This window comes from Actinomyces sp. oral taxon 171 str. F0337, assembly GCF_005696555.1.
Lineage (GTDB): Bacteria > Actinomycetota > Actinomycetes > Actinomycetales > Actinomycetaceae > Actinomyces > Actinomyces oris_E.
In genome coordinates this window covers 2,615,584-2,640,295 of sequence record NZ_CP040005.1, presented here as the reverse complement: position 1 = coordinate 2,640,295, position 24,712 = coordinate 2,615,584, and the positions used below count along the sequence as shown (strand labels likewise).

Genomic DNA, 24,712 nt, shown 5'->3' with positions numbered 1-24,712 from the left:
ACTGTTCTCGCTGGGCGTGGCCGTCTCACTGGGATCGTTGACCGGCGACCGGTAGCCTGGGGCGTGTGAGCGTCCTCTATGCTGTGTCATTCTTTCTCTCCGAGGCGGTCAGGTGGAGCTGGATCGCCGCCCAGGCCGTCTCCATCGTCATGGGGATCTGGGCGCTGGTCGACTCCCTGATGCGGCCGGCGGAGTACTACGCCGCGGCAGGCAAGAGCACCAAGCGGTTCTGGAACCTGGTCAACGCGGCGGGTACGGCGGTTGTCGGCCTCCTCGGCGCCGCCTCGATGTTCGGCCTGCTGGGCGTTGTGGCCAGTGCCGTCTACCTGGTGGACGTGCGCCCCGCCCTGCAGGCGCTGGCGCCGGTGAAGGTGCGTTCCTCGATCCGCATCCCGGGGCGGGCCTCGCAGCGTCGGCCGGGGCGCGGCGGGCGCGGCCCGCGTGACTGGAGCGCTGGTCGCTGATGCGCGCGGTCATTCAGCGGGTCAACCGGGCGGCTGTCCGGGTCGACGGCGAGGTGGTCGGCGAGATCACCCGGCCCGGCCTCATGGTCCTCGTGGGGGCCACGCACGACGACGGCCCCATGCAGGTGGCCACGGTCGCCCGCAAGATCGCGGACCTGCGGCTCCTGGAGGACGAGCTCTCAGTGACCGACGCCGGAGCACCCGTGCTCGTCGTCTCCCAGTTCACCCTGTACGCCGACACCCGCAAGGGCCGGCGCCCCACCTGGAACAAGGCGGCCCCCGGCGAGGTGGCCGAGCCCCTGGTGGAGGCCGTGGCCGAGGACCTGCGCGGACGCGGCCTGGAGGTGGCCACCGGCCGCTTCGGCGCCGACATGAAGATCGACATGGAAGCCGACGGCCCGGTGACGATCCTGATCGAGGCCGAATAGGCCGAGGAGGCCGCAGAAGGAGGCGCTGAGATGACGGGGCGCTCACGGGCGGTGGTCATCGCCATGATGCTGTGGTGGGCCTTCTTCGGCAGTATCAGCGTGTCCTGGGCGCTGGGCTCCCCGTGGCTGGTCGACACGGTTCTTCAGGGGGAGGGGCTGAGGCTCGCCCAGGAGCGGCCCACCTGGTTCGTCGTGGTCGTCCTCGTCTCCGGGCTGGTGAAGCTGGGGTTCGTCATCTTCGGCCTCGCCCTCCTGCGCCCGGACGTCATCAGGGTGCCGCGCTGGATGCGCCTGGCCTTCGGCTGGGTCTCGGGAGCCCTGCTCATCGCCTACGGGGTGGTCGGCTCGGTGCCGGCGATCCCGACAATCTTGTCGGGGGAACCGCTCTCCCGCTATGGCTGGTGGCGGCTGGTTCTGTGGATGCCTCACTTCTGGGCGGGTGGGATCCTGGTGCTGGCCGCGACGGTCGTATATTTTCGCTGGAGCCGCTCCAGCAGTGTCGAGCCGCGGCGGGTTTGAGGCTCCGGCCCCGACCTGGGACCGCCGGCGTCTCGCGCAGGACGGATCGTTCTGTCCGAGATGGTTTGATAAGGAGGCGCTCCGCCTCGAGGCTACTGTGCGTTCGCCCGGTGCTGGCCAACCTGTGCAGTGCAGAGAGGTAGCCGGAGAGGAATGAGGAGGGGAGGAACGGGGATGTGCCCGAGCAACTGACCGCCTATGACGGGCTCCTGCCCACCGGGGTCGCAGTTGCGGACAGCCGAGTCGATCTCAACGTTCCCCTCTTTCTCGAGGAGGAGGAACGAGCGTCTTCCATGGTTGTCTCGCGTCGCGCCGACTTCGTCACTGTGCGTGCCTGTGCTCGCCTCGCGCTTGGCCGTCTCGGTGTCCCTCCCGTCCCGCTCGTTCCCGGTGAGGCCGGAGAACCGTCCTGGCCCAACGGTATCGTCGGTTCGATGACCCACTGCCGCGGTCTGCGCGCCGCCGCCGTCGCCTTCGCGCATGATGCGGATGCGATCGGCATTGATGCTGAGCCGGACGAACCGCTCCCGGACGGTGTGATCGACATCGTCGCCTCCCCGGCGGAGCGGCGCCGGTTGCGGGCTCTGCCCGTCGGGGGCGTCTCCTGGGACCGTCTCCTGTTCAGCGCCAAGGAGTCCGTGTACAAAGCCTGGTACCCGCGCGAGCGTTCGTGGCTCGGCTTCGAGGACGCGGATGTCGCACTTGGTGACGGTGTTCTGACCGCTGAGATTCATGGCGAGTCGGGGCTCCGATTCACGCTGACCGGGGGCTGGGGCGTGAGCGACGGGATTCTCGTGACTGCCGTCGTTGTCCCCGCAGGCAAGTGGCCTGCGGGGACGTGAGCGATGGGTTGCTACTCGCGATCCTTGAGGATCTCGGTGACATCGACACCGCGCAGGTGCCGCCCGGACAGGAATCGGACGACTCCGTAGGTGGCGAGAACGATGACGACGATGAGGATGACGGACCGGGACGACGTGGTGAATGGGAAGGCCGTCGCCAGACTCGAGATCATGTACTGCCAGGTCGGTCTCATGATGGCGACGGAGAGCGGCAGTCCGACGGTGAGGGAGAGCAGTACGAGGAGGATGTAGTTGCCTAGATACAGGTGACCGACTTTCGCCTCGTCGTAGCCGAGGGCCTTCATGAGGGAGATCGAGTACTGCTCGCGGTCAACCACCATCCTCATAAGGAGGAACATGACGATGATGAACAGGCCGATTGACGCGATGAACAGGACGAGGATCGTGGGGCGCATCGCTTGGGTGAAAGTGTTGACCGAGGTGATCATGTCGGACCGGCTGATGACGGACTGCGCCTGATTATCGAGGTCGTCATTGACGGTGCCGCTCACGATCGCGTTGGACGAGCCTCTGTCGAGGCCGAGCAGGGAGTTAACGTCCTCATGCTCGCCGAAGACTGCCATCTGCGGGTAGTCGACAATCCCGGCGACGACGACCTTGCGGTTGTCCGTGTCCATGGGATCGAGTGTGAACTCATCGCCCACCTCGTAGCCGTACCTCAGGGAAACGGCCTTGGAGATGAGGACGTGGGTCTCGTCGGTGCCGGACAGGTCGACGTCGAAGTACTGGGTGTCCTTGTCGATGCCAATGACTGACAGGCTGGCGCCGGCGCCTTCAGCGCCCACGAGCTTGGCGGACCTCAGCGTCGCTGTCTCGGCGCCGTCCGGACTCGTGGGCGGTGCGCCAAGGAAGACGTAGACGACCTCGAAATCAATGTCCTCGCGCACGTCGTCGGCGTAGGACACGACGGAGTCGTGCATGCCGAAACTGAAGACCATGAGCAGGAGGGACAGGACGACTCCGAGCAGCATGAGCACATAAGTGGTCCAAGCGCGCATGAAGGAGCGCAGACGGAAGCTGAACGCGAAGGGTAGGGACTCGAGCGTCGCCCTCGATGGCGGACGTTGGCCGGTGTCGCGGCGAAGCAGCTGTAGCGGCTCCTTGGCGAGTTTCCTGCGTAGGACGAGGAAGCTGACGAGCGTCACGGTGATGAGCGGTGTGAGGACGCCATAGGCGATGACGCCCGGTGAGACCACTGACCCGAGGGCCGGGATCGAGTAGTAGGTCGTCGCGTTCTGCATGGCCGGTGCAGCCAGGAAACCTCCGACCGTACCGGCGACGGCGCACACTGCGGCCAGGATGACGGGCAGGAGCATGTAATGGGCGATGAGTTCGCGCCTGGTGATGCCGAGTGCGTAGAAGGTGCCGATGACGGGTGACTGGCGGCGAATATTGTCGGCAGTGAGGACAGAGAGCACGTAGGCGATGAGGACTAGCGCTACGAATCCGGCGATGTAAGCGGCCTGGACGGTGACAGTCTGGTCATCGATGACGGTGACGATGCGGGGGTTGTCGTCGTGTTCGAGGTAGGAGGAGACCTGGGCGGTGCCAGCGTGGTCCCTGAGGGCGTTGCTGATCTCGCTGACGATGTCGGTGGCCTCCATATCGGAGTCGCCCAGGAGGTAGACGTAGGTGGTGGTCAGCGTGTTGCCCTGTTTGGCGAGGGACTCCACGGTGCTCACGGCGGTGAAGGCGGTTCCGAACTCGTTGGGATCGGCAGCCGTGTCGGTGGGGCGGGCGACGACAGTCGCGTAATCCGGGGTGGAGCCGATACCGGTGATGGTGAGTCTGGTGCCGTCGAGGTCGAGTGTGTCCCCGACCTTGAGATTGTGGGCCCTGGCGTAAGTCTGCTCGAGTGCGATTTCATCGTTCGCTGTGGGCAGGGCTCCGGACTCCAGGTTGATGCGGTCGATCGTGCTGCGGTTCTCATAGACGCGAACGGTGGAGTTGTCGGCGGCCGGGACGTCGGTGAACTCGGCGCGTTCGAAGGTCAAACCCTTGTTCCGCAATGAGGTGAGTTGATCATTGGTCAACTCGGCCGTGAGTTCGAGGTATCCGTCCTCGACGTTGCCGGTATGCTGTGCATCCTTGGCAGTGTTCAGCGCGGAGCCGTTGCCGGCTGCCATGCCTGCGGACACGACGATGCCGAGGAGGATGAGCAGGGCGGAGGCGAGGTAGCGCGACCACTGGCAGCGCAGATCGCGCAGGAGTTGCATGTTGAGCATTTTCACGGTGCGTCCCTTCACCAGGTCAGGCTCGAGGCAAGCGCAGGGTCTTCCCGGACCTCGACATCGGAGATACGGCCATCGCGGACGGTGATGGTGCGGTGCGCCATCTCAGCGAGCACCTGGTTATGTGTGACGATGACGATGGTCGTACCCAGGTCGTGGTTGATACGTTCAAGAAGGGAGAGCATCTCCTTGCTCGTCTCGTAGTCGAGCGCCCCGGTGGGCTCATCGCACAGAAGCAGCCGTGGACGTTTGATGAGTGCGCGGGCGATGGCGCAGCGCTGCTGCTGTCCGCCGGAGAGCTGGGAGGGGAACTTGTTGCGGTGGTCGGCCAGCCCAAGGTCAGCGAGCAGATCGTCCAGAGGCATGGGGTCGTCGCTCAGGTACTCGCAGACGCCGACGTTTTCACGGGCGGTTAGGGTCGGAACGAGGTTGTAGAACTGGAAGACGAAGCCCACGAGGTCGCGGCGGTAGCGGCCGAGATCCTTACGGCTGAGTGAGGTGATCTCCCGATCCCCGACCAGGATCGTGCCGGAGTCTGGCCGGTCCAGTCCGCCGAGGCAGTTGAGTAGAGTCGATTTACCAGAACCGCTCGCACCGACGATCATGCATATCTCTGACTCGTCAATTGTGCAGGAGACGTCCTTGAGGACGTCGATCTTACCGTCGCCCTGCCCGAAGGACTTGTTGACCGAATCGATGCGGATGTCCATGCGTGGTGCCCTTCTTCATTCGTGCTACTGGTGGTTGGTGGTGCGACGGGACCGGATGAGGTCCGTCAGACAATGGGTGGCGAGAGCTGGGGAATCTGATAGGTAGAAGTGCCCGCCGGGAACGGTCCGTGAATGAAAATCGCTCGTGGTGGAGCGTCTCCAGCCGTCGACGTCGTCTTCAGTGAGGGTATCCGCGTCGCCGTGGATCTCGTGGATGGGGGAGTCGATGGGCCCTTCCAAGGGCGTCCAGGTCTCGAGCAGCTCGTAGTCGGCCCGCAGCGAGGACAGGACGAGTTCTCTTGTTGCGGGGTCCTTGAGGACCTCTGGAGGTGTGCCGCCCAGGGCGAGGAGCTCCTCGCACAGGCTGGCGTCGCTCCGGGTGCGGATCGGGGCGCTCTCGGGCGTGCCCCGGGGAGGCCGACTTGAGGATACGACGAGACCTGAGGGCGCACGGCGTCCCCGGGCCTTCATCTCCTGGCACACCGCGTATCCGACGAGTGCACCCATGGAATGGCCGAAGAGGTACAGATCCATGTCCTCCAGGAAAAGGGTTGCGGAGAGGATCTGTTCAACGAGGTCGCTCATCCGGCGGAAGGGGGCATGGGTGAGACGAGCCTCCCTGCCCGGGTAGCGCAGTGCGAGAAGCTGGGTATCGTGAGGCACGAGCCTCTCCCAGCCGAGGAACAAGCGACAGGTCCCGCCGGCGTGTGGAAGCCCGAGGACCACTGCAGTCGGGGTCTGGACCCGGCCAACGGCGTACAGCAGCGGGTTGTGGAGTGCCGAGGACAGCGCCAAGCAGGTCATAGGATCTCCCCCTCCTCCATGTCGCAGCTCGTCCCGTCCGGAGGGCTCTCCCCGGTCTCGTACCAGGAGTTGCCGGTGATGGTGACACTAGGCAGTGTTCTCAGTCGGGAGAAAACCCAGGTGGGGTCAACGGCCTCGTCAAACGGGAGGACAGCGGAGTCGACTCGTCCCTCGAGGAGGGCGATGGTGGTCAGAGCGGAGACCTCGGCCGTGAGAGTGAAGGGCGCGTCGGTGGTGACGATGAGTTCGTCATCGCCTGCCCAGGCATGCAGCGTGTAGGAGGGATGATGGCTGATGCAATCCACCCGAGCGGCATTCTGGAGCCGGTGGACGGCCTCCTGCATGCGTTCCTCGTCCCCAAGCAGTATGGGTGAGGCCGCGTAGTAGCGTGCCACCTCGGCGACGTGCTCGCCGTTGATGATCTGATACTCGACTGCGTCGGGGATCCTCTGGGCGGAGCAGATCCGGTTGATCTCCTCGGTCAGGATCGGTGTGGCAGTCGCCGTCGGGGGCACATTGGGCGGCAGGTGGCGCCCTCCACCTGAGAACGGGACTACGCGGTGTGCGTGACGACGGGCGTGCGGGGTGCCACCTCCCGTGCTCGTACCGAGGAGGAGGTCCTGGGCGGAACCCTTCGGGATGACGCCCAGGCCTCCGTGCCACAGGCCGACGCTGCGGGGCGTTGAAGAGGCACGGGCGAGGAGAGCGCGCACTATGAGGCCGGTGAGACCGGGCTGCATACCGGCGTCGACGACGACGGCCGAGCGCAGGTCGCCACCGTTCCCGTAGAACCTTCCGAGGTCGCTGCACTCGTGGAGCAGGTCACCTCCTGCGGGGTCGACGAGGGGAACCCCAACGGTGAGGGCCCTGCGGGCCATCGGACCGGACCAACGGGAGGACGGGGCAGCGCAGGATACGACGGCGTCGAGGCCGTCGAGAAAAGAGACAACGGAGTTGTCATCATCAAGATCGACGGTACGGACCTCGATACTGGGACCATCGGGACGAGCCACCTCATTGACAAGGCTATGAACGCGTTCGGGCACCCGTGTACCCAGACACAGGTCGTTCCCCGTGCGAGCGAGAGCGCGGGCCACCCCGCTACCGATAGTGCCGTTGGCTCCAATGATGCCGATGGTGCTCACCGTAGGTCATCCTCGAGAAGCTCCGCGGCGATCCGAGACACGATAGGAGGTTCCATGCAGGAGAAGTGGTTACCAGGAATGTCCACGGTGCGGAAGCGGGCGTTGCTCCGGGAATCCCAGAAGGACTCCATGTCGTCGTCGAGCCCTGGCAGGAGGGCCTGTTCACCGTGCTCGGAGAGAAAGGTCAGATCCGTCTCGCAGACGGTGGGCTCCACTCGCCCCATGACCCTCATCGCCTGACGGAACATCTCGAAGGTGTTGCGGATGTAGCTGGCATCGAAGCTGGGCCCGACGGCGGTGACGAGATTCTTGAGGCGGGCATCGGGTTCCATGCGCAGCAGCGTGCTCAGGTCCGTGAGTCCCGACTCGTCCGCGGCCGCAGCGATCGACTCGTCCGATATCGTGCCGGGGGTCCGTTGGAGGGCGGCTTGCAGGAGCTCCCCCATGACTTCGGGCTTTGCGAAGCCGAGCACGGTCGGGTCGATGCCGACGGAACGAGCGTAGACGTATTCGACGACGAAGCGGGAGGTAACATCGCAGGGCAGCCGGTAGGAGGAGATGACTGTGAGGCCGTTGACACGGATTCCAGCCTCCGGCAGGCGCCGGGCGAGTTCTGCCGCGACCATCCCACCCATGCAGTAGCCGGTGAGACGGACTTCTTCCAGATCGAGGGTGCGTAGGGTCCGGATGTGCTCATCGCAGAGATGATCGAGGACTTCCTCCGGCTCGAGGGTGGTGAGGAACTGCGGGTCAGAGGCCTCGAGACCGATGAGCGGCAGTGGCGACTCGGCCGTTCGGAGCTCATTGATGAGGTTGCGATAGGGGGTGAGCGTGCCCGAGCCGTCATGCACGATGACGCGTGCCGTGCGTCCCGCGCCCGGTCGCAGGACGATCGCGCCAGATGAGGTCGCCCCGTTCGCCTTGTCCGTGCCGTCGATGGCGAGGGCATCGACGAGCGCGGCTACGCCACGGACCGTTGGGTCGGTCATCACCCTGCGCATGACGTCGTCCCATGTCACGGAGTCCGGAACGAGACCACGGTGACGTAGTTCATTGACCATGCGGGCGACGAGCAGGGAGTCCCCGCCGACGTTGAAGAAGTTCTGAGACGGACTGAGCGGTCCAGTCCCGAGGATCTCCTGCCAGATGGCAGCCACGGCCTGCTCGGTGCCAGTGGCCTCCTCGTCGCCGCTCGCGTTGACGGCATGGGTGACGACTCGGAGCTGCTCGCCGAGCGCCTTGCGATCCGTCTTGCCATTCAAGGTTGTCGGCAGAGTATCGAGGACTCGGAGCTCGGCGGGAACCATGTATGGGGGCAGCTTGTCCTCGAGGTACTTGGTGAGTTCTTCTGAAGAGACGGGAGCGAGGCCGTCTTTGACGCGGGCGAGCGCGAGGACCTGCCCGACTGATGCCAAGTCGTCGTCGCCGGGGGTGAATCCCTCGAGGATGAAGCCGTGCCGCTCTAGCAGCTCGCGCCACGTGGAGGCGGGGATGAAGACCTCACCTGTGTCCTGACGGAAATCGACGAACTCCTGCCGAAGCCCGGACTGGAAGTCCATGGAGACCATGAGCGTGTAGTTGTCCCGGGCCTCGTCGAGGAGGACGAGGCGTCCCCGTGGGGCGAGCATCCCGTGGATCCGTTCGAGTGCCGTGTCGATGTCGAGCGCGTTGTGCAGGACGTTCGCAGCCAGGACGACGTCGCAGGAGTTCGGTGCGATGCCCTGTTCAAGGGGATCGTGGTTGATGTCGAGGATCCCATACGTCAGGCCGGGGCGCGGGCCGTAGATCTCCCGCGCTCGGGTGAGGAAGAACGTTGAGACGTCGGTGAACAGGTATTGCGTATCAGTTCCCTCAAGTGACTCAAGAACGGCTGTCGAGGTCCCGCCGACGCCGGCTCCCACCTCGAGGATCCGCAGCGGGGAACCGGTGGGGCGGTCTTCTGCGAGTGAGGAGATTGTGCGGGCGATGATGTCGTTGAAGTAGCGGCTGACAAGGTTGTCCCGGTACGCCCCCAGGGCGACATCGGCCTTTCCCTCCGGGAAGAGGAGCTCGGTGGCCCGGGCGTCGCCGCGCAGCAGGCTGGGCAGAGCAGCCATGCAGTTGCGGATATAGGCGTCGACTTCGTGCCCGTACCCGGTGTGATCCTCCATCTCGCGGATACGGACATCGAGCGCTTCTGCCTCCTGATAGGTCGGCTCGGCGTGCATGCAGTAAGTACCCTCGCTCTCGACAAGGAGACCCTCATGGACGAGAGCGCGGATCCAACGGGTGAGCAGACCATGATGCGACGGTGTGGCGAGGGCTAGCAGTTCCTCGTGTGTGCGCGGACCCGAGTCGAGGCCACCGTCCCACAGGACGCGTGCCATCGAATGGAGCGCCCGTCGGCCGCCGAGAATGGCGACCTGGGCGAGTTCAGCGTTGTCGACGTCGTCCAGGATCGGGCTGGACGCGAGCCCGGCTGCTACAGGTGCGTCGGTGGCGGGGGCGGGGGCGACGAAGCCGACGAGACGCTGGGAGTCCCCGCTACGGTCGACGAGTGCCACAGCTGACGACACCGACGGGTGGGATGCGAGGGCGGACTCGACCTCAGCCAGTTCGATACGGTGTCCGTGGACCTTGACCTGGCCGTCCTCACGGCCGAGGAACTCGACAATGCCCTCGGTGTCCCTACGGCCCCAGTCGCCGGTGCGGTACAGGCGCTCGTTGGTGCGAGGATGGATGAGGAATTGACGTGCGGTGATCTCAGGAGAGGCATGGTATCCCTGAGCCAAGCCTGCGCCGGCGAGATAGAGCTCGCCGTCCACACCGGGGCGGCGTTCACGAAGATCCTCGTCAAGAACGTGGATCGCCTGGTTCGTCAGGGCTCGACCGTAGGGTATGGAGACCCATGTCGGTGCAACCTCGTCGATCTCGTGGAACACTGACCAGATAGAGGCCTCCGTGGCGCCGCCGAGGCTGATGATACGGGCGCTCGGAGCGGCGGTGCGCAGCTGGCCGGGCAACGCCACGGGGATCCAGTCGCCCGACAGCAGGACCGTGCGCAGACTCGCGAGATCATTGTCCCCACCCACGAGGGAATCGAGGACCATCTGCATCTGGGCGGGCACGGAGTTCCATATGGTGATCTTGTGGTGCCGGACGAGACCCGCCCAGGCCACGGGGTCGGTGCGTTGCTGCTCGGTGGGGATGATGAGTGCTCCACCTGCGGCGAGGACACCGAAAACGTCGTAGACGGATAGGTCGAAGCTGGGGGAGGCCAAAGCCATTGCCCGGTCGTGCTCATCGACTCCGAACCTGGTGGAGACGTCCATGATCGTGTTGCCGGCGGCGGCGTGCGTGATGACGACGCCCTTCGGAGCACCAGTGGAGCCCGACGTGTAGATGAGGTAGGCGGGCGCAGACGTGTCCGTCTCCTCGTCGATACCCGCTGTGTCAGCGATGAGGGAGTCGGTGACGGACTCGGCGTTGAGGACCGTGCACCTCCAGTCCTCGGCGGTGTGGTCCCGGTCCGTGATGACGAGGCTCGCTTCGGCGAGCTCGGCGATGCGGACGCGTCGTCCTACCGGATGTGAAACGTCGATGGGCACGTAGGCGGTGCCTGCGCGCAGGGCTCCGACGAGGGCGGACACGAGCTCGAAGCCATGGGGAAGACATACGGCCACATGATTTCCGGGGGCCGCGCCGGCGGCGCGGATCGAGGCGGCGTACGCGGCCGAGCGGTCGAGGAGGTTCTTGTAGGTCCAGGACCTCTCACCGCTGATGACGGCTACGGAGCCGGGGGCGGTCAGCGCACGATCAACAACCGACCGCTCCAATCGGATTGGTCGGCCGGGGACAGGAGTGATCCGGCAGATGGTCGGGTCCGGTTCCATGGGGATGGGGCGGCCATCCGCCAGGGCCAGGAGGAGGTCCCGCATACAGGTGAAGGCATCCTTGTCCCAATCACCGCGCAGGGCTTCGTCACGGACGTCCCAACTCACCTCGAGCTCCCCGTCGAGTTCGAGGACTTGACAGTCGATGAGTACCTGCGGGGTCTGGGTCAGGCCTTGGACGGTCCTGCCGCCAAGACGAGACAGGGAATCGCGGCTGCCGACACCGAGCATGGATGTGAAAACGAAGGGGAGGAGCGCAGCCTTCCAGCCGCGACGGCGGGCGATCTCACGGACGACCTCAACGCCACTGACGTGGTGGTGGTCGAGGTCCTCCCACAGCTGATGGTGTACCCGGCCGATAACCTCCTCAATGCGGTCGGCTCCGCTCGCATCGACGAGCACAGGAATGGTGGAGGTGAAGTCGCCGATGATGCGCTCGAGGTCATCGTGCAGGGGAAGCGGCACGAGCGAGGTGACGTTGAGCGTGAAGCGCGGTCTGCGAGCCCAACGAGCCAGGGTGGAGCCGTAGACGGCGAGTAGGAGACCTGTCGGTGATGCTCCAGCGGAGGCCGCGAAAGTCTTGAGCGCCTTCCAACGGTTGGCGTCCAGACGCAGGACGTGACGGTGGAAAGTCGGTGGGCTCTGGCGCGGTGGAGCGAGGGGGACCTCCGGGGCACCCGGCAGGTCGTTCAACCGCTCCTGCCAGTAGTCCCGGTCCTGAGCGACCCGCTCGGCCCACGGATGGCCCGGCTCCTGGATGGCACGCAGCGCGAGGACGTAGTCGCGGAAAGTGGCATCCAGGGGTTCGAGGTCCTCATGCGGCGCCAAGTACAGGCTCACGAGTTCGTCAATGAGCGTCGTGATGCTGCGCGCATCAGCGATGAGCAGGTCGATGGAGAAATGCAGCCGAGCTCCGCAGTCGTGCCGCGTCACATGCAGCTCGAACAGTGGCCATGACTCGATGTCGTAGACCTGGTGGGCCATCCGCTCACGGGTGGTGTCCAGCACCGTTTGGGCAGCTTCGATGCCCTGCCCGCGGACATCGGTGACCCCGATGCTCACTCGCTCACGCGTCGCAGGTACCTGTTGCCACCCGGCGACGTCAAAGCCGGCACGAAGCATCCCGTGCCGTTCGACGAGTCGATTCCAAGCGTCCTCAAGGCGGACGGGATCCAGATCGGGGAACTCGATCTCCGTGTAGCCGTGGCAGCCGAGACCTCCGTAATCGATTGCGCTGCCACGCCCCACCAGATGAGATGTCTGAATGTCGGTGAGAGGGAAGGGGGCCTCGGCGTCCTCGGGGTGTGCCTTGAGGAGTGGGCGGTCCTTCCGTTGGAGGCGCTCAAGGATCTCGTCGCGGTGCACGGTCAGGCGTTCACGGAGTTCTGGGGTGAGGGCGCCGCGAGGTGCACGGAAGCGTAGACGACCGTCCTCAGCGTGAAGCTCGATACCGGCACGGCGCAGGTCATCAAGCAGGACGGTAAGGGACTGATCATTGGGGGACGTGGGACTCACAGCTCACCCTCCTCGTACTCGTCGTCGGGCGTGGTGGATGAGGGCAGGGCGAGGCCCGACCTCTCCAGGGCACGCGCGGTGCCTGCCAGAGTCGGGTCGAGGAAGAGGTCTCGCAGGGGCAGATCCGCGCCCTCCTCGGAACGTATCCTGGTCGCTATCCGGGTGGCGGTCAGAGAGTCGCCGCCGAGTTCGAAGAAGCTCGCAGCGCGACTTGTCACCGGTACGGAGAGGAACTCCTCCCACAGGGCGGCCACGTACTCCTCATACGGTCCCTCGGGCGGGGCGTCGTTCTCCGTAGACGTTGCACTCAATCCCCTTGTCAACGTTGTGAGGGCTGCGCGGTCGACTTTCCCGTTGCGGGTGAGCGGCAGAGTGGGCAGGACGAGCACGACGGCGGGTACCTCGTAGGCGGGGAGCCGTTCTCGTAACCAGTTCAGCAGCGTGGGCTCGTCCACCGCACCGTTGACCGTTACGGCAGCGGCGAGTTCGTGGCCAGCACCCCGGTGCACGACAACGACCGCGTTGTTGACGTCCGGGTGATTGGCGAGGACGGACTCGATCCCACCGAGCTCGATGCGGTGTCCGCGAACCTTGACCTGGAGGTCGGTGCGACCGAGGAACTCGACACGCCCATCGGGTAGGTATCGTGCCCGGTCACCGGTTCGGTACCAGGAGATGCCGTCCTCATCGCGGCTGAAGGCTGCTGCCGTCAGCGCCGGATTGTTGCGGTAACCGTGGGCCACTCCATCGCCGCCGATCAGCAGATCCCCGGCCACCCAGACGGGGCAGTCGAGCATGTTCGGCGTGACGACGCGCAGCTGTTGATTGGAGAGAGGACGGCCATAGGGGATGGATCGCCACGACGGGTCGACGACGTCGACCTCTTCGTAGTTGGACCATACAGCCGCCTCGGTGGCTCCGCCTAGAGCGACGAAGCGGGCATCGGGGCACAAGGACCGGAGACGTCCGGGCAGGTCGAGACCCACCCAATCGCCGGACTCGAGGACGAGGCGCAGTCCGAGGCTGTCACTGGGCCTTGCCTCCAGCGTCGTGAGGAGCATATCGAGCAGAATGGGGGCAGAGTTCCATACGGTGACTCCCATTGAGGTGACAAGCCGAGACCACTCTTCCGCATCGCGTTGGTCCTCGTCTCGCAGCAGGACGAGGGAGCCTCCTCGACCGAGTAGGCCGAAGATATCGAAGACGGACAGATCGAAATCGAGTGCGGAGACCGCCAGCCCCCGGTCCTCCTGTGTTATGCCGAAGCGGGTGCAAACGTCGTCGAGCGTGTTCCACGCAGAGCGGTGGCTGATCTCGACGCCCTTCGGCTCGCCGGAGGAGCCGGATGTGAAGATGATGTAGGCGGCCTGCTCCGGAGTGATGGGCACCGGTGTGTTGAGGGGCTCGGTGCCCCATGCCTCCTCAAGGGAGTCCACGACAAGGTCCACACCGGCTTGCTGGAAGGCGGCGGTGCGCCGGGCCTGCGGGTGCGTTGTGGACATAGGGACGTAGATGGCTCCTGCGGCAAGGACGCCAAGGACGGCAATGATCTGCTCGGGGCCACGGGGCAGCGTGACCCCGATGACATCGCCGTCCACGACACCGCGCCCACGCAGCCACGCCGCGGTGCGCAGGGCGCCATCGGCGACCTCACCATAGGTGAGTCGGGTGCCGTCACCTGTGAGTAGCGCGGTGCGTCGGGGCTCACGATCGGCGTGCTCGAAGAATGCCTCGTGAAGAAGTCGTGGGGTGATCGGCGAGGCCGTCTCATTGACCGCTTGCCGGATGCCGGCCTGGTCGTCCGGTAGTGGGAGGTGGATCGGGTCGTCCCAGTCATCGTCGACTAGCGAGTTGACGAGGTGAGAGTAGGAATCGAAGGCGGCGTCAAGAAAACCGGAGGGGAAGAGATCCTCAACGGCGTCCCACGACAGCAGCAGTTCCCCGTCCTGCTCCATGACCTGATGGTCGATCCACACTTGCGGCGTCTGGGAGAGGACCTCGACGGGGTACCCCAGCAGGCGGGTGGTTCGCGTGCCGAGGGCGTCGGAGCCGAGACTCGAGGTGAAGACTACAGCGCCGGCGTCCGCTCGGTTCGTATGCGCCAGCTCCCGCAGGACCTGGACACCGCTGTGGTCGGCGTGTTCGAGGCTCTCGATGACTTGTTTCTGCATGGTCCGCGCTGCATCAAGAAAGCCCTGCCCGCTCGTGGGTGTGCAGGCAACGAGAACATTCTCGGTAAAATCGGCGACCATGGTGGCCACATCCGGATGCACCATCTGCCGCTCGAAGGTCGTCAGGTTGATGCTGAACGGCGAAGCGTCACCGCTATATCGGGACATGACTGCCGCGTAGCAGGTGAGCAGGACCGCCGAGGGAGTCAGACCAACGGCCCGGGCGCGGTTGCGCAGCCTTGTCCAACGGGCCTGGCTGAGACGGGTACTGCGGCGAGTGAAACGAGGGGATCCGGTGACTGTGGTGATATCGACGGGCAAAGCGGGAGCCCCGGGCAGGGAGTCCATTCTCTTCTCCCAGTAACGGCGGGCCGCCTCCCGGCGCCGGCTTGCTGCAGGAGCCGTCACCGCCAGGTAGCGGGAGAAGGGGTAGGGGTGCTCCTCGAGTGCGTCGGGGCCCTGGTCATAAGCGATAGCCAGATCCTCGAGAAGGATCGTGATGCTGGTGGCATCAGCGACGAGGAGGTCAATGTCCACGTGGAGCCGCTGTTCGCCGTTGGGCAGGAGAGTCAGTTCCAGCTCCAGGTTCTGTCCCGCCGCGACGTCGAGTACGCGGTGGGATATCGCTGCGCGCACAGCCTTGAGTTCATCCTCGATACGATCCCCAGCGTTGGTCAGGTCGTTGATGGTAACGGTGCGGGCGGCGACTGATTCGAGGACGCGCTGGGTGTTGTCATCGTCAAACACCGCCCGCAGCATGGGATGGCGGCGTAACAGAGCGTTCCACGCCGTGGACAGGCGCGCGGGGTCTAGGTCGTGGGTGCGGAACTCCATGTAGGAGTGGCAGCCGACACCGCCGAGTGGTGCATCGGGGCTGCGGCCGAAAAGATAGGCCTGCTGGATGGGGGTTGTTGGGAACGGTAGCGTCGGGTCGACAGGCCCCGCAACGGCCTCGGGGGCACAACGCTTCTGGGAGAGCAACCTGCTCCATGCCCGCAGATTCGGTGTGGCGAAGAGCTCGCGATACGTGACGTGGTGACCTCCCGCGGTCAGTCCGGCGGCGAGCTCCGCAGCCTGAACGGAGGTCAGTCCGAGAGCGAGAATGTTGGTATCGAGATCCTCCTCGGTGATGGGGGTACCAAGCATCCGGGTGAGCACGGCAATGAGATCATCGAGTGTCTCAATGCCGGAGGTGGGGGCCTGGCCCCGACTCTCGAACAGTATGGGCAGCTCGCCACGCAGATAGGCATCCACAGTCGCTGAGCGACGAACCTTGCCGGAGGTGGTCCACAGGATGGCATGAGGTGCGACGACGACGACATCGTCAACGGGCAGGCCATGGACGTCGAGGATTGCCTGACGGCAGGCAGGGACGATGGCTGCGACGGCGGGGTCGTTGGGCGAGGCGCCGGTGGTGGCCTCGACGATGACGACGGTGCGTTCCACGCCGTTGACAGGACGCTGCGCTATGCAGACGCGTCGTGTAGGCACCTCGGGCAGGGAGCGGAGAGTCTGCTCGACATCCTGCGGGTAGATGTTGACGCCGCGGTGGATGATGAGGTCCTTCGCTCGTCCGGTGATGTAAAGGTGCCCCTCGTGTAGGACGCCGAGGTCTCCGGTGCGCAGATGCTCAGTGTTCGGGTCGCCGACGAGATGAGCGCGGAAGGTCTCTTCAGTGGCGTCCTCGTGCCGCCAGTAGCCGGGCGGGATTCCGGGGCCGGATAGCCAGATCTCGCCGATGACGCCGTCGGGCAGTGCCCGGTGGGTCTCGGGGTCGACGATGGTGACGCCTGTGCGCAGGGTGTACGTGCCGACGCTGACAAGGTGGGTCGCTTCTTCGTCGGCGGTTGCGGGGGTGGCCCGTCCGCGACCGAGCTGGGCGGTGCTGAAGGCTGTGATGGGCTGCGAACCCCGTCGGGGGCCCAGCCCTGGGGCGGCACACACAGCGAGCGACGCCTCGGCCAACCCGTAACAGGGGGTGAGAGCCCGCGGATCGAGGTTGAGACGCTCAGTCGAGAGCTTGCGAAAGCCACCGATAGTGAGAGGGCTGATTGGTTCGGAGCCGTCAATGGCGAACTTTAGGGAGGACAAGTCGGCTCGGAAGTCGGGGGACCGCATGAGCGTCTTGCCGACGAGTCCGTAGCCGAAGTCGGGTGAAGCAGTGTAGTTCGCATGGTACGTCTCCATGCCGGTGACCCAGCGCAACGGGTCGGCGATGAAGGAAGCGGGAAGCATGAGGGTGGTTGTGCCGCTGTTGATAAGAGGCACGAGGGCGCCGTAGATAAGGCCCATGTCGTGGTGGAGGGGGAGCCAGGAGACCATGGATAGCAGCTCCCCGGGCTCGAGGCCGTTGGCGACGAACTCGGCCTGGTAGGCGAGGGCCCGATGGTCGTTGAGGACTCCCTTGGGATGACCGGTGGAGCCGGAGGTGTACTGCAGGAAGGCGGGGGTGTCGGGGCCTGTGGGCACGGGCTCGTCGACGTCGGTCGGCTCGGTGAGCTTGTCTGGGGAGAGGATCTGCGAGGAGGGGGTGAGGGACGCCAGGTCCAGGCTTGTGGCGGTGGTGTCGTCGGCGATGACGACGGTGGGGGAGGAGTCCGTAATGATGTGGTGCAGGCGCTCGGTCTCAGGACCTCGAGTGATGGGGAAGGGGACAGGGATGGGAATCATCCCCCGGTACATGGCGCCGAGGATGAGGATGAGGAGGCGATCATCGCCGGGGATGAGGGGGAGCACCCTGTCGCCGGGTGTGCCTGGAAGGTGGGCGGCAGCGACTGCAATCTCGTCCCACAGCTGACGGTAGGTGTGGCTGCGAACCGTGACGGTTCCGTCTGAATAGTCGAGAAAACGAAGGGCAACACGATTCGGGAACGCGTCGAGTGCGCGCGCAAGAGCATTGATGACGGACGTCATTATGTCAGACCAGGCCTCAAAACGGGAACAAACCGACTCAGCAGACTGTAATGTAAGCCTACCCTAAGGTCAATGTTTCGTTGAGGATCAAGATAAGAGCCCGTGCAGGTAGCTCGGCACCTCGTGCGGTGTCCACTCGTGAAATCTGTGGAGTGTGGCGTTGTCGGGGGAGAATTGTCCGGTGTGTGGTGGGGGTGGGGAGGGCTTGTGACGCCGCGGTTCTCGTAGGAGCGCTTCCCGGGTCTCCTGGACTGGTGGCAGAGCGGTCGATGAGCTCTTCGGCTCGTCCTCGAAAGCGGAGGCGGATCGGCGCCGCCGGAGCACGGGGGAGGGCCGGGTGTGCGCCCCGACCGCGCTTCCCGGCCCCCACTCGAGTGTCACTCGGCTGGCAGGACCGGCTCAACGGGGAGTGGTCCCCAACCGGCCGGCAGGTATGGGTCGGCCGGCTTCAGCGGCTGAGGGTCTCGTCGGTACCGACGGCGGAGCCGGCCGCGGCGGAGATGCCGGCGAGCTCGTGGTCCTCGGCGTTGCCGCCGGTGCAGATGATCGCGCAGCGGCCCTGGCGGGTGGGGTCGGCCATGAGTCCGGCCAGGCCCGCGGCCCCGGCGCCCTCGGCCAGGGTGTGGGCGTGGGTGGCCATGAGGCCGACGGATCCCTGGATCGCGTCGTCGTCGACCAGGATGAAGTCGTTGAGGCCGCGGCCCAGCATCGACTGGGTGAGGGCGAAGCTCGCCCCGACGGCCAGGCCCGCCACGCGCGTGCGGCTGTGGACGGTGGCCGGCTCCCCGGACGTCCAGGCGCGGTGCGCGGCCGGGGCGGCGCTGGACTGGACACCGATAACCCGGCACCCGGGGGCCAGGGCGTCACGCACGAGGCAGGCGCCGGCGGCCCCGGAGCCCGAGCCGACCGGCGCGTAGACGGACTCCAGGCCCGGGTGGCGACGGAAGAGCTCGAGGTAGACGGCGGCGTGCCCGAGGACGATGGCCGGCTCGTCCCCGGGGGAGACCATGCGCATCCCCTCGGTCAGCGAGAGGGCCTCGGCGTGGGCCAGTGAGTCGCACATCGTCTCGCCCTCGACGACGACCCGGGCGCCCAGCGCGCGCACCGCGGCCACCTTGCGGGCCGGCGCGCCCACCGGGACGACGACGGTGACAGGGACCTCGCTGCGGGCGCCGGCCCAGGCCAGGGACTGCGCGTGGTTGCCGGTGGAGGCGGTCACGACGCCGCGGCGCCGCTCCTCGGGGCTGAGCGCCGCCATGAGCGCCACCCCGCCGCGGACCTTGAAGGCGCCGGTGGGCTGGACGTTCTCGTGCTTGACCGTGACCTCCACCCCGGCCTCGGCGTTGAGCAGCGGGTAGGACCAGGCGGGGGTCTCGGGCAGGACGCGCGAGACGGCCTCGTAGGTGCGCAGGACGGCGTCGAAGTCGAGGCCGGACTGGATGGTGGCGGGAGCCTGGGGCAGGGTGTCGGTGGCGGTCATGGCTTCATGATGCGGACGGCCGGAGTATCGGTCCAATGAATCTTTTGACCAATACCCATCGACGCAGGACATAATTAGTGGTGTGATCGATGTGCAGCAGCTGCGGGCCCTCGTGGAGCTCTCCCGCCTCGGCACCGTCTCGGCCGCCGCTGAGTCCCTGGGCTTCAGCCAGTCCACCGTCTCCCACCAGCTCGCCGCCCTGTCGCGCGCGACCGGCGCGGTCCTGCTGACGCGGGCCGGGCGCGGCGTGCGGCTCACCGAGGAGGGTCGGGCGCTGGCGGCCCGGGGCCAGGAGGTCCTCGACCTGCTGGACCGCACCGAGCGCGAGGTCGTCTCCATGGCCCGCGCGGAGGCGGGGCGCGTGCGCCTGGCGGCCTTCCCCTCCGCGGTGGCCTCCCTGGTGCCGGGGGTGCTCGACGTCGTCGGCCAGCGGTACCCGGGCCTGGAGGTCGAGCTCGTCGACGCCGAGCCGCCCGAGGCCCTCGACGCGCTGCGGCGTGGGCGGGTGGACGCGGCCCTGTCCTTCTCCTACATCGACGACGACGCCGGCGAGGGCCTCCAGGCCGAGCACCTGCTCGACGACGTCCTCTACCTCGTCACCCACCCCGGCGGCATCACTCGCATCGCCGACGGCGCCCAGTGCCGGTGGGTGACCGGCTGCGCGCGCTGCCACGAGGAGCTCATCGCCGTGGGGCGGGCCAACGGCTTCACACCCGAGACCGCCTACGCCTCCGACGACTACGTGGCCGTGCAGGCGCTCGTCGCCGCCGGGGTGGGGGCTGCCCTGCTACCCGGGATGGCGCTGAGCGCCTACCGGCACGAGGGGGTCCAGGTGCGGCCGCTGGCCCGCGAGCAGCGGCGCGTCGAGGCGGTCACTCGCGCCGAGCAGCCCCGACCGCTGGCCATTGACGTCCTGGTGGAGGCCTGCCGGACGGCGGCCCGCCGCACGAGCCTGCGCCGGCCCGCGGTCAGGACCGGTGGGAGTACTGCCTCGCGGTGAGGTGTGGTGTGATGGGGCGTGTGTCCGTGCTGCAGCACAGAGAGGAACCGGACATGGGAGCTGGTGTGCGTACTGTCCTGGGCGACGTATCCGGCGAGGTCGCCGTCTTCGGATCGCTCAATGCTGACCTGACGGTCCGAACGGAGCGCTTCCCCAGGCCCGGTGAGACGATCAGCGGGGAGGACCTGGTGATCCTGCCGGGAGGCAAGTCGGCGAACCAGGCGGTTCAGGCCGGCCTTCTCGGCGCTCGTGTCAGGATGATCGGAGCCGTCGGAGCCGACGGTCACGGCGATCTGCTCATCGAGTCCCTCCAGCGCGCCGGCGTGGACACCGCGGCGGTTCAGCGCGAGGACGTGGCCACCGGCACCGCCATCATCACCGTGGACTCCGCGGGGGACAACACCATCGTGGTGTCTCCCGGTGCGAACGGGAGGGTGGACGTCTCGACGGCGCAGCGGCACCAGGACGTCATCCGCGGCGCCCGCGTGCTGGGGCTGTGCATGGAGGTCAGCCCCGACGCGGTCGAGGCCGCGGCCCGTATTGCCCACGACGCCGGCACCCGCGTGGTCTTCAACAACTCCCCGTTCCACCCCATCCTGTCCGCCGGGCTCCTGGAGGCCATTGACGTCCTGGTCGTCAACGAGCATGAGCTCGCCGACATGCTGAAGCCGGGCACGAGCGACACGGCGGCCGAGCCGGAGCGCGAGAGGGCCGACGACGCCACGGACTGGGGCGATTGCGCAAGGAGACTGGCCGCCATGGGGATCCCCTCCGCGGTGGTGACCCTGGGGGGCCGCGGGTCGATGGTGATCGAGGGGGAGGAGATCACCCCGATCGATCCCTTCCCGGCTGATGTCGTGGACACCACCGGTGCCGGCGACTCCTTCCTGGGCACGCTACTGGCGGCGCTCGCCGCAGGCGCCGGGCTCAAGGAGGCGGCAGGTGCGGCCTCGGCCGTCTCCGCCTTCGCGACGACCTCAGTGGGGGCGCAGACCTCCTACGGGGACGTCGCCGCAGTCGAGCAGCACTTCGGATAAGCGCGGCCCGACGAGCGAGGCGAGAGAGCCGAGGCCGCTCGCAGCCACCGCAGAATGCTTGCGAGCCTCGGGGGAGCGGTGACAGGAGATGGGGCCGCAGGCTCGTGCTTCAGTTGCTCTTGAACTGCTCGAGGTTCTCGGTGTGCGGGTGGCCGTCATCGGTCGAGCTGAGCCAAAAAACAGGGGCGTACTTGGCGTTGCCGTCCTCTGAGGGAACCCGCTTGAGCGCAAGGAGACCTGGCCCTGTGGGGAGGCCGACTTCTTTCATCAGGAGATCTGTGATGTCGGTGTGTTGACCTGAATCGGGATCCACGAGTTCCCGCCGAATTCCTGCCAATTGAGTGCGTGCAGTATCACGTTCTTGCTGATCGATACGGCCGTGGGACTGATTAAATAACGATGATGCAGAGGTCGGGTCAGAATATCGCATTATCCAGCCGCCGGAGTAGGTGTAGGTGACTCCAGTGACGATGTCGATCATGCGGCCTTGGCCGTCTATGCGACTCACTGTTCTGGGGGGACAGCTGTTTTCCATGCAGGAACCATTCCACAGGCTGTCGGTCATGAGGAACGACCTGTGGCTGGAGCCAATAATCCACTGCGTCGTGGGTAGAGTGGTTGGAGGTGAGTCCTGTTGCGATAAAGAAAGAATTGTTAATGTGGCGTGTCCGTCCCCTCCGGGGAACGGCTGGTCAGATGTTTCGACAGCAAGATGTGTTTCAGTGAGTGCCACACCAATGATTCTTCGAGTGACATGGGTTGTCTGGACAACTTCTCCGGTGGAGGTGTCGACCACCGCGAAGTATGTGACTGACTTGGATGAACTATTGAGTTCGAATGCTACATACTTCCCGTTGGGGCTCAAAGTCCAGGGGTTGAGAAGATTGGTGGTCTCAATGGTCGACGAACGGTCGCTTGAAGAGCTTGCGTTACTCTCTTCAGTGAGAGACGATGTGAAGTCGTTTGCCGTAATTCGTGTGGCCCATACCAGGGCCTTATCTGAGGATCTCCTTCCAAATACAGAGATCGAAGGAGGTTCAGCTCCGGTGGCCTCGTCTGTATGTTGGCTTACTCCACTAATGTAGTGTCCGTTTGCGGCGATGGAGTTATTTCGCACGGAGAGGTCGGGAGGATTTTCGGAAGAATCCATCTCCTCAGCTTTCGAGAGGTTCAGTGATGTGACAGTAAGTCCAATGTCGGAATCCAAAGAGCGATGGTAATGGCAGGTGCTGGTTGTCAGCATAATTGCGATCGCAAGCGCTAGAGCGGTGAATGCCCTGACGTCTCTACGTAGTTCCTGTTCCATGGGTGAGCGAGATTCGGCAGTGTGTGGGGATGTCATGCGTTCCTCTCTGTGACTCCGTAAAGTCGATAGACTGAGGAGCTGCTATTAGGGCCGCTAGTGTTCAGGGCGATAACGGTGATTCCTGGAGTGCTCGTGAACTTCACGTAAGGTCTCTGTTCGTCGCCTTTGACTGCGATGAATTGATGCTCTTCTTCTGAGAGACTGAGTGGACTGGTGTCAATAGTGTTGCCTCTGACTGGAATAGCAAGTTCCGGCGAGCCGTCTGAAGGGCGTAAAGTGATTGTTGCTGTAACAGATCCGTCGACTGAACGGGACGCGGTTCCTGCATACGCAGAGGCTAGGCCTGGGTAGTGTTCGGCAGGTGTGGGCGTCCTGTTCGTGGGCGTGAATACTGTGGCGACGCGTGGAGTGTGCCAAGCCGCCATGACGTCATATATGGACTTGTCGGAACCGTAGTAAGGGTATGTCGACAAAGTTTGAGATGCGGTGGAGGCGACTTCGTTAATACCTGACGCTGCGCCAAGAGGAATTCTGTCCATGTTGCTGGAATCGCCCTTAGAGGCCTGATCGATGTTGATAGCGTGTGCAGTGGGGTTCCCGTTCTCGTCGCTCTGATTGGTGAACTGGGCGACCCATCCAGAAATGATGACCGGATTTGCTCCCATGTCATCGCTGTGGCTTCGCGACCGTAAGTTATCGACGACCATCGGATCAATGAGGAGGTTGTCGATGCGGGTGCGTGTGGACGGGTTGGTGTCGGGAGCCACAGCGATGCTTGAGGTTCCTGTCCATTTTTCTTCATCTGTGTCCTCATTGTCTTGTTCGAAGGTTGAGACAATGAAGGTACTGTGGCCGGCTGCCCCCATGAACGTGGTATCAATGGAGTCGCTGTCGCTCCACAACTTCATTCCGTCCTTCAAAGAGTATGCGGTATCCCCGTCGAGAAGGGCGGAATCTGTGAGCTGTAAGGTGCCGCCGTGGCTCATGTGCCTTATGACGGGAGCGCCTGTTCGAGTGTCAAATACCAGTGTCGTCTCTGGTGGGTCGGATGCAGACAAATATTCATCAGAATTGATGCCTAGATCATCTGGGATTCTTGCCCTGAGAGCGAGGTAGTCTCTGTTGGGGCTTGTAAAGGCATATAGCGTGTTAAGGGTTGCTCCGTATGTCCATAGGGTGCTGCCGTGGGCTGGCTCTAATGCTGTGATCCCCTCGCTGTTTATCACAATAGGTCCTGCCGAACCGGCGATGACGTGTTCGACTCCCACCATATCTTTGACCCAACTCGTTTTGGTGTTGATTGTTGTTGCGATGGGTGCTGTCTTGTGAGGTGCGGCAGAGGTGCTGTGTATCAAAGGTGTCACGAAATAGTGTGCCGTTGATGTCAGCAATGAGAGTGCGAAGATTGGTGTGAGTGATATGGCAGCAAGTTTTATCTTCGTGAGCGGTTGGAGTTTTAATGATGCTTGCTTGGTTACCTTGACGCTGCTCTCGCCTGGCTGAGGACGTGCCGGGAGATACAGCTTGCGCCAGCGGGCCGGATTGCTGAGCTGCCTAGGGTGCGTGGAAAGTAGGGTTCGTACGCGATGCAGGATGACGCTCGTGCAGATGAGTGTTGTGAAGCCGAGGGTCTCTGCTGCGTGGCACAGGAAAATGGGGATGGAGATTCCTGATCGCTCGTATACTGTCATCCAGTGGTGAATATTGATGCCTGCCGTCGTGGCACCAAGTAGTGCAATGAGGCCGACTGTGATAATTGTTGCCGTCCGTCTCAACTGATTGGCGACGGCGGCGAAGGACCATAAGAGGAGCTGTAGTGCGAAAATTGCGACGGTAGCCTGTACTTCCAAGTCGGAGAAAGGTCGCACTGATTTTATGTGAAGGACGTCGATGTCGATCTTGTAGGTCGAACTCAGTAATTTTGCGATACTCGACGAGGCAAACATCGCTAACACTCCGCCCCAGCGCAGGGCGCGCAGGGTGAGGACACCGCGCGGTGGGAAGGGCTCGCCCTCGCTGTCGGTGGCAGCGGCCTCGCCGGCCTCAGTGGCTTCGCGGTCGGTGCTGGCCTCGGCTTCCCCCGTGTCCGGCTTCTTCAAGGCATCGTTGCCGGAGTCGGCTGTGTCCGGCCGGGTGCCGGGCTGATCGGAGCCGTTGTCGTTGGTGTCGGCGTCGGGCGTGGGAGGCATGAGCCTATTGTGGTGACCCATCCGTGACGATGTCTGGTGTTTGCGCCGTATTCACCCGGTTGAAC

General features: G+C 64.8%; 15 protein-coding genes. 6 read left to right on the top strand and 9 right to left on the bottom strand.

The window, feature by feature from the left end:
* Window positions 1-65 precede the first annotated feature (65 nt).
* From FBF36_RS11285 to FBF36_RS11270, 4 genes are all read left to right on the top strand, one after another.
* Window positions 66-464, top strand: a complete 399-nt coding sequence (locus FBF36_RS11285) for a DUF2516 family protein (protein WP_075377062.1) — start codon at window positions 66-68, stop codon at window positions 462-464.
* Window positions 464-892: a D-aminoacyl-tRNA deacylase gene (gene dtd / locus FBF36_RS11280; protein WP_075377061.1), complete on the top strand. Its 429-nt coding sequence runs from the start codon at window positions 464-466 to the stop codon at window positions 890-892. Before FBF36_RS11285 ends, dtd begins: the two co-directional genes overlap by 1 nt.
* A 30-nt stretch (window positions 893-922) precedes the next feature.
* Window positions 923-1,411: a DUF3995 domain-containing protein gene (locus tag FBF36_RS11275; RefSeq protein WP_009393548.1), complete on the top strand. Its 489-nt coding sequence runs from the start codon at window positions 923-925 to the stop codon at window positions 1,409-1,411.
* A 176-nt stretch (window positions 1,412-1,587) separates the two neighbouring features.
* Window positions 1,588-2,253, top strand: coding sequence for a 4'-phosphopantetheinyl transferase family protein (locus FBF36_RS11270; protein WP_050792613.1), 666 nt, complete (start codon window positions 1,588-1,590; stop codon window positions 2,251-2,253).
* Between the two features lie 11 nt (window positions 2,254-2,264).
* Here FBF36_RS11270 and FBF36_RS11265 read toward each other — a convergent pair whose 3' ends face one another.
* The 7 genes from FBF36_RS11265 to FBF36_RS11235 all read right to left on the bottom strand — a co-directional run bounded on the left by FBF36_RS11265 (window position 2,265) and on the right by FBF36_RS11235 (window position 19,115).
* Window positions 2,265-4,520 carry an ABC transporter permease gene (locus FBF36_RS11265; protein WP_138137549.1) on the bottom strand — a complete coding sequence of 752 codons (2,256 nt, stop codon included), beginning with the start codon at window positions 4,518-4,520 and terminating at the stop codon, window positions 2,265-2,267.
* A complete protein-coding gene (locus tag FBF36_RS11260; protein WP_003787414.1) occupies window positions 4,517-5,215 on the bottom strand; it encodes an ABC transporter ATP-binding protein in 699 nt (232 codons plus the stop codon). Before FBF36_RS11260 ends, FBF36_RS11265 begins: the two co-directional genes overlap by 4 nt.
* A 24-nt stretch (window positions 5,216-5,239) precedes the next feature.
* Window positions 5,240-6,019, bottom strand: a complete 780-nt coding sequence (locus FBF36_RS11255; protein ID WP_009393537.1) for a thioesterase II family protein — start codon at window positions 6,017-6,019, stop codon at window positions 5,240-5,242.
* Entirely contained in the window at window positions 6,016-7,164 is a 1,149-nt protein-coding gene (locus FBF36_RS11250; RefSeq protein ID WP_034491056.1) for a saccharopine dehydrogenase NADP-binding domain-containing protein, read from the bottom strand. The genes FBF36_RS11255 and FBF36_RS11250 overlap by 4 nt, the downstream gene beginning before the upstream one ends.
* Complete coding sequence (locus FBF36_RS11245; RefSeq protein WP_087943946.1) at window positions 7,161-12,551, bottom strand: non-ribosomal peptide synthetase; 5,391 nt, start codon at window positions 12,549-12,551, stop codon at window positions 7,161-7,163. The genes FBF36_RS11250 and FBF36_RS11245 overlap by 4 nt, the downstream gene beginning before the upstream one ends.
* Window positions 12,548-17,635 (bottom strand): non-ribosomal peptide synthetase, encoded by a 5,088-nt coding sequence (locus FBF36_RS11240; protein WP_009393522.1) that lies wholly within the window; start codon window positions 17,633-17,635, stop codon window positions 12,548-12,550. Before FBF36_RS11240 ends, FBF36_RS11245 begins: the two co-directional genes overlap by 4 nt.
* 448 nt (window positions 17,636-18,083) lie before the next feature.
* Entirely contained in the window at window positions 18,084-19,115 is a 1,032-nt protein-coding gene (locus FBF36_RS11235) for a threonine/serine dehydratase (protein WP_138137547.1), read from the bottom strand.
* An 82-nt stretch (window positions 19,116-19,197) separates the two neighbouring features.
* Here FBF36_RS11235 and FBF36_RS11230 point away from each other — a divergent pair, with 82 nt between their 5' ends.
* Together FBF36_RS11230 and FBF36_RS11225 are read left to right on the top strand one after the other, a co-directional pair.
* The gene (locus FBF36_RS11230) at window positions 19,198-20,115 is read left to right on the top strand and encodes a LysR family transcriptional regulator (protein ID WP_138137545.1); all 918 of its coding nucleotides are present in this window, start codon (window positions 19,198-19,200) and stop codon (window positions 20,113-20,115) included.
* A gap of 53 nt (window positions 20,116-20,168) precedes the next feature.
* The gene (locus tag FBF36_RS11225; RefSeq protein WP_034492203.1) at window positions 20,169-21,152 is read left to right on the top strand and encodes a ribokinase; all 984 of its coding nucleotides are present in this window, start codon (window positions 20,169-20,171) and stop codon (window positions 21,150-21,152) included.
* Window positions 21,153-21,261: 109 nt separating this feature from the next.
* Here FBF36_RS11225 and FBF36_RS11220 read toward each other — a convergent pair whose 3' ends face one another.
* Window positions 21,262-22,359 carry a hypothetical protein gene (locus FBF36_RS11220; RefSeq protein WP_138137543.1) on the bottom strand — a complete coding sequence of 366 codons (1,098 nt, stop codon included), beginning with the start codon at window positions 22,357-22,359 and terminating at the stop codon, window positions 21,262-21,264.
* 131 nt (window positions 22,360-22,490) lie between these two features.
* Entirely contained in the window at window positions 22,491-24,647 is a 2,157-nt protein-coding gene (locus FBF36_RS11215; protein ID WP_138137541.1) for a hypothetical protein, read from the bottom strand.
* Window positions 24,648-24,712 lie beyond the last annotated feature (65 nt).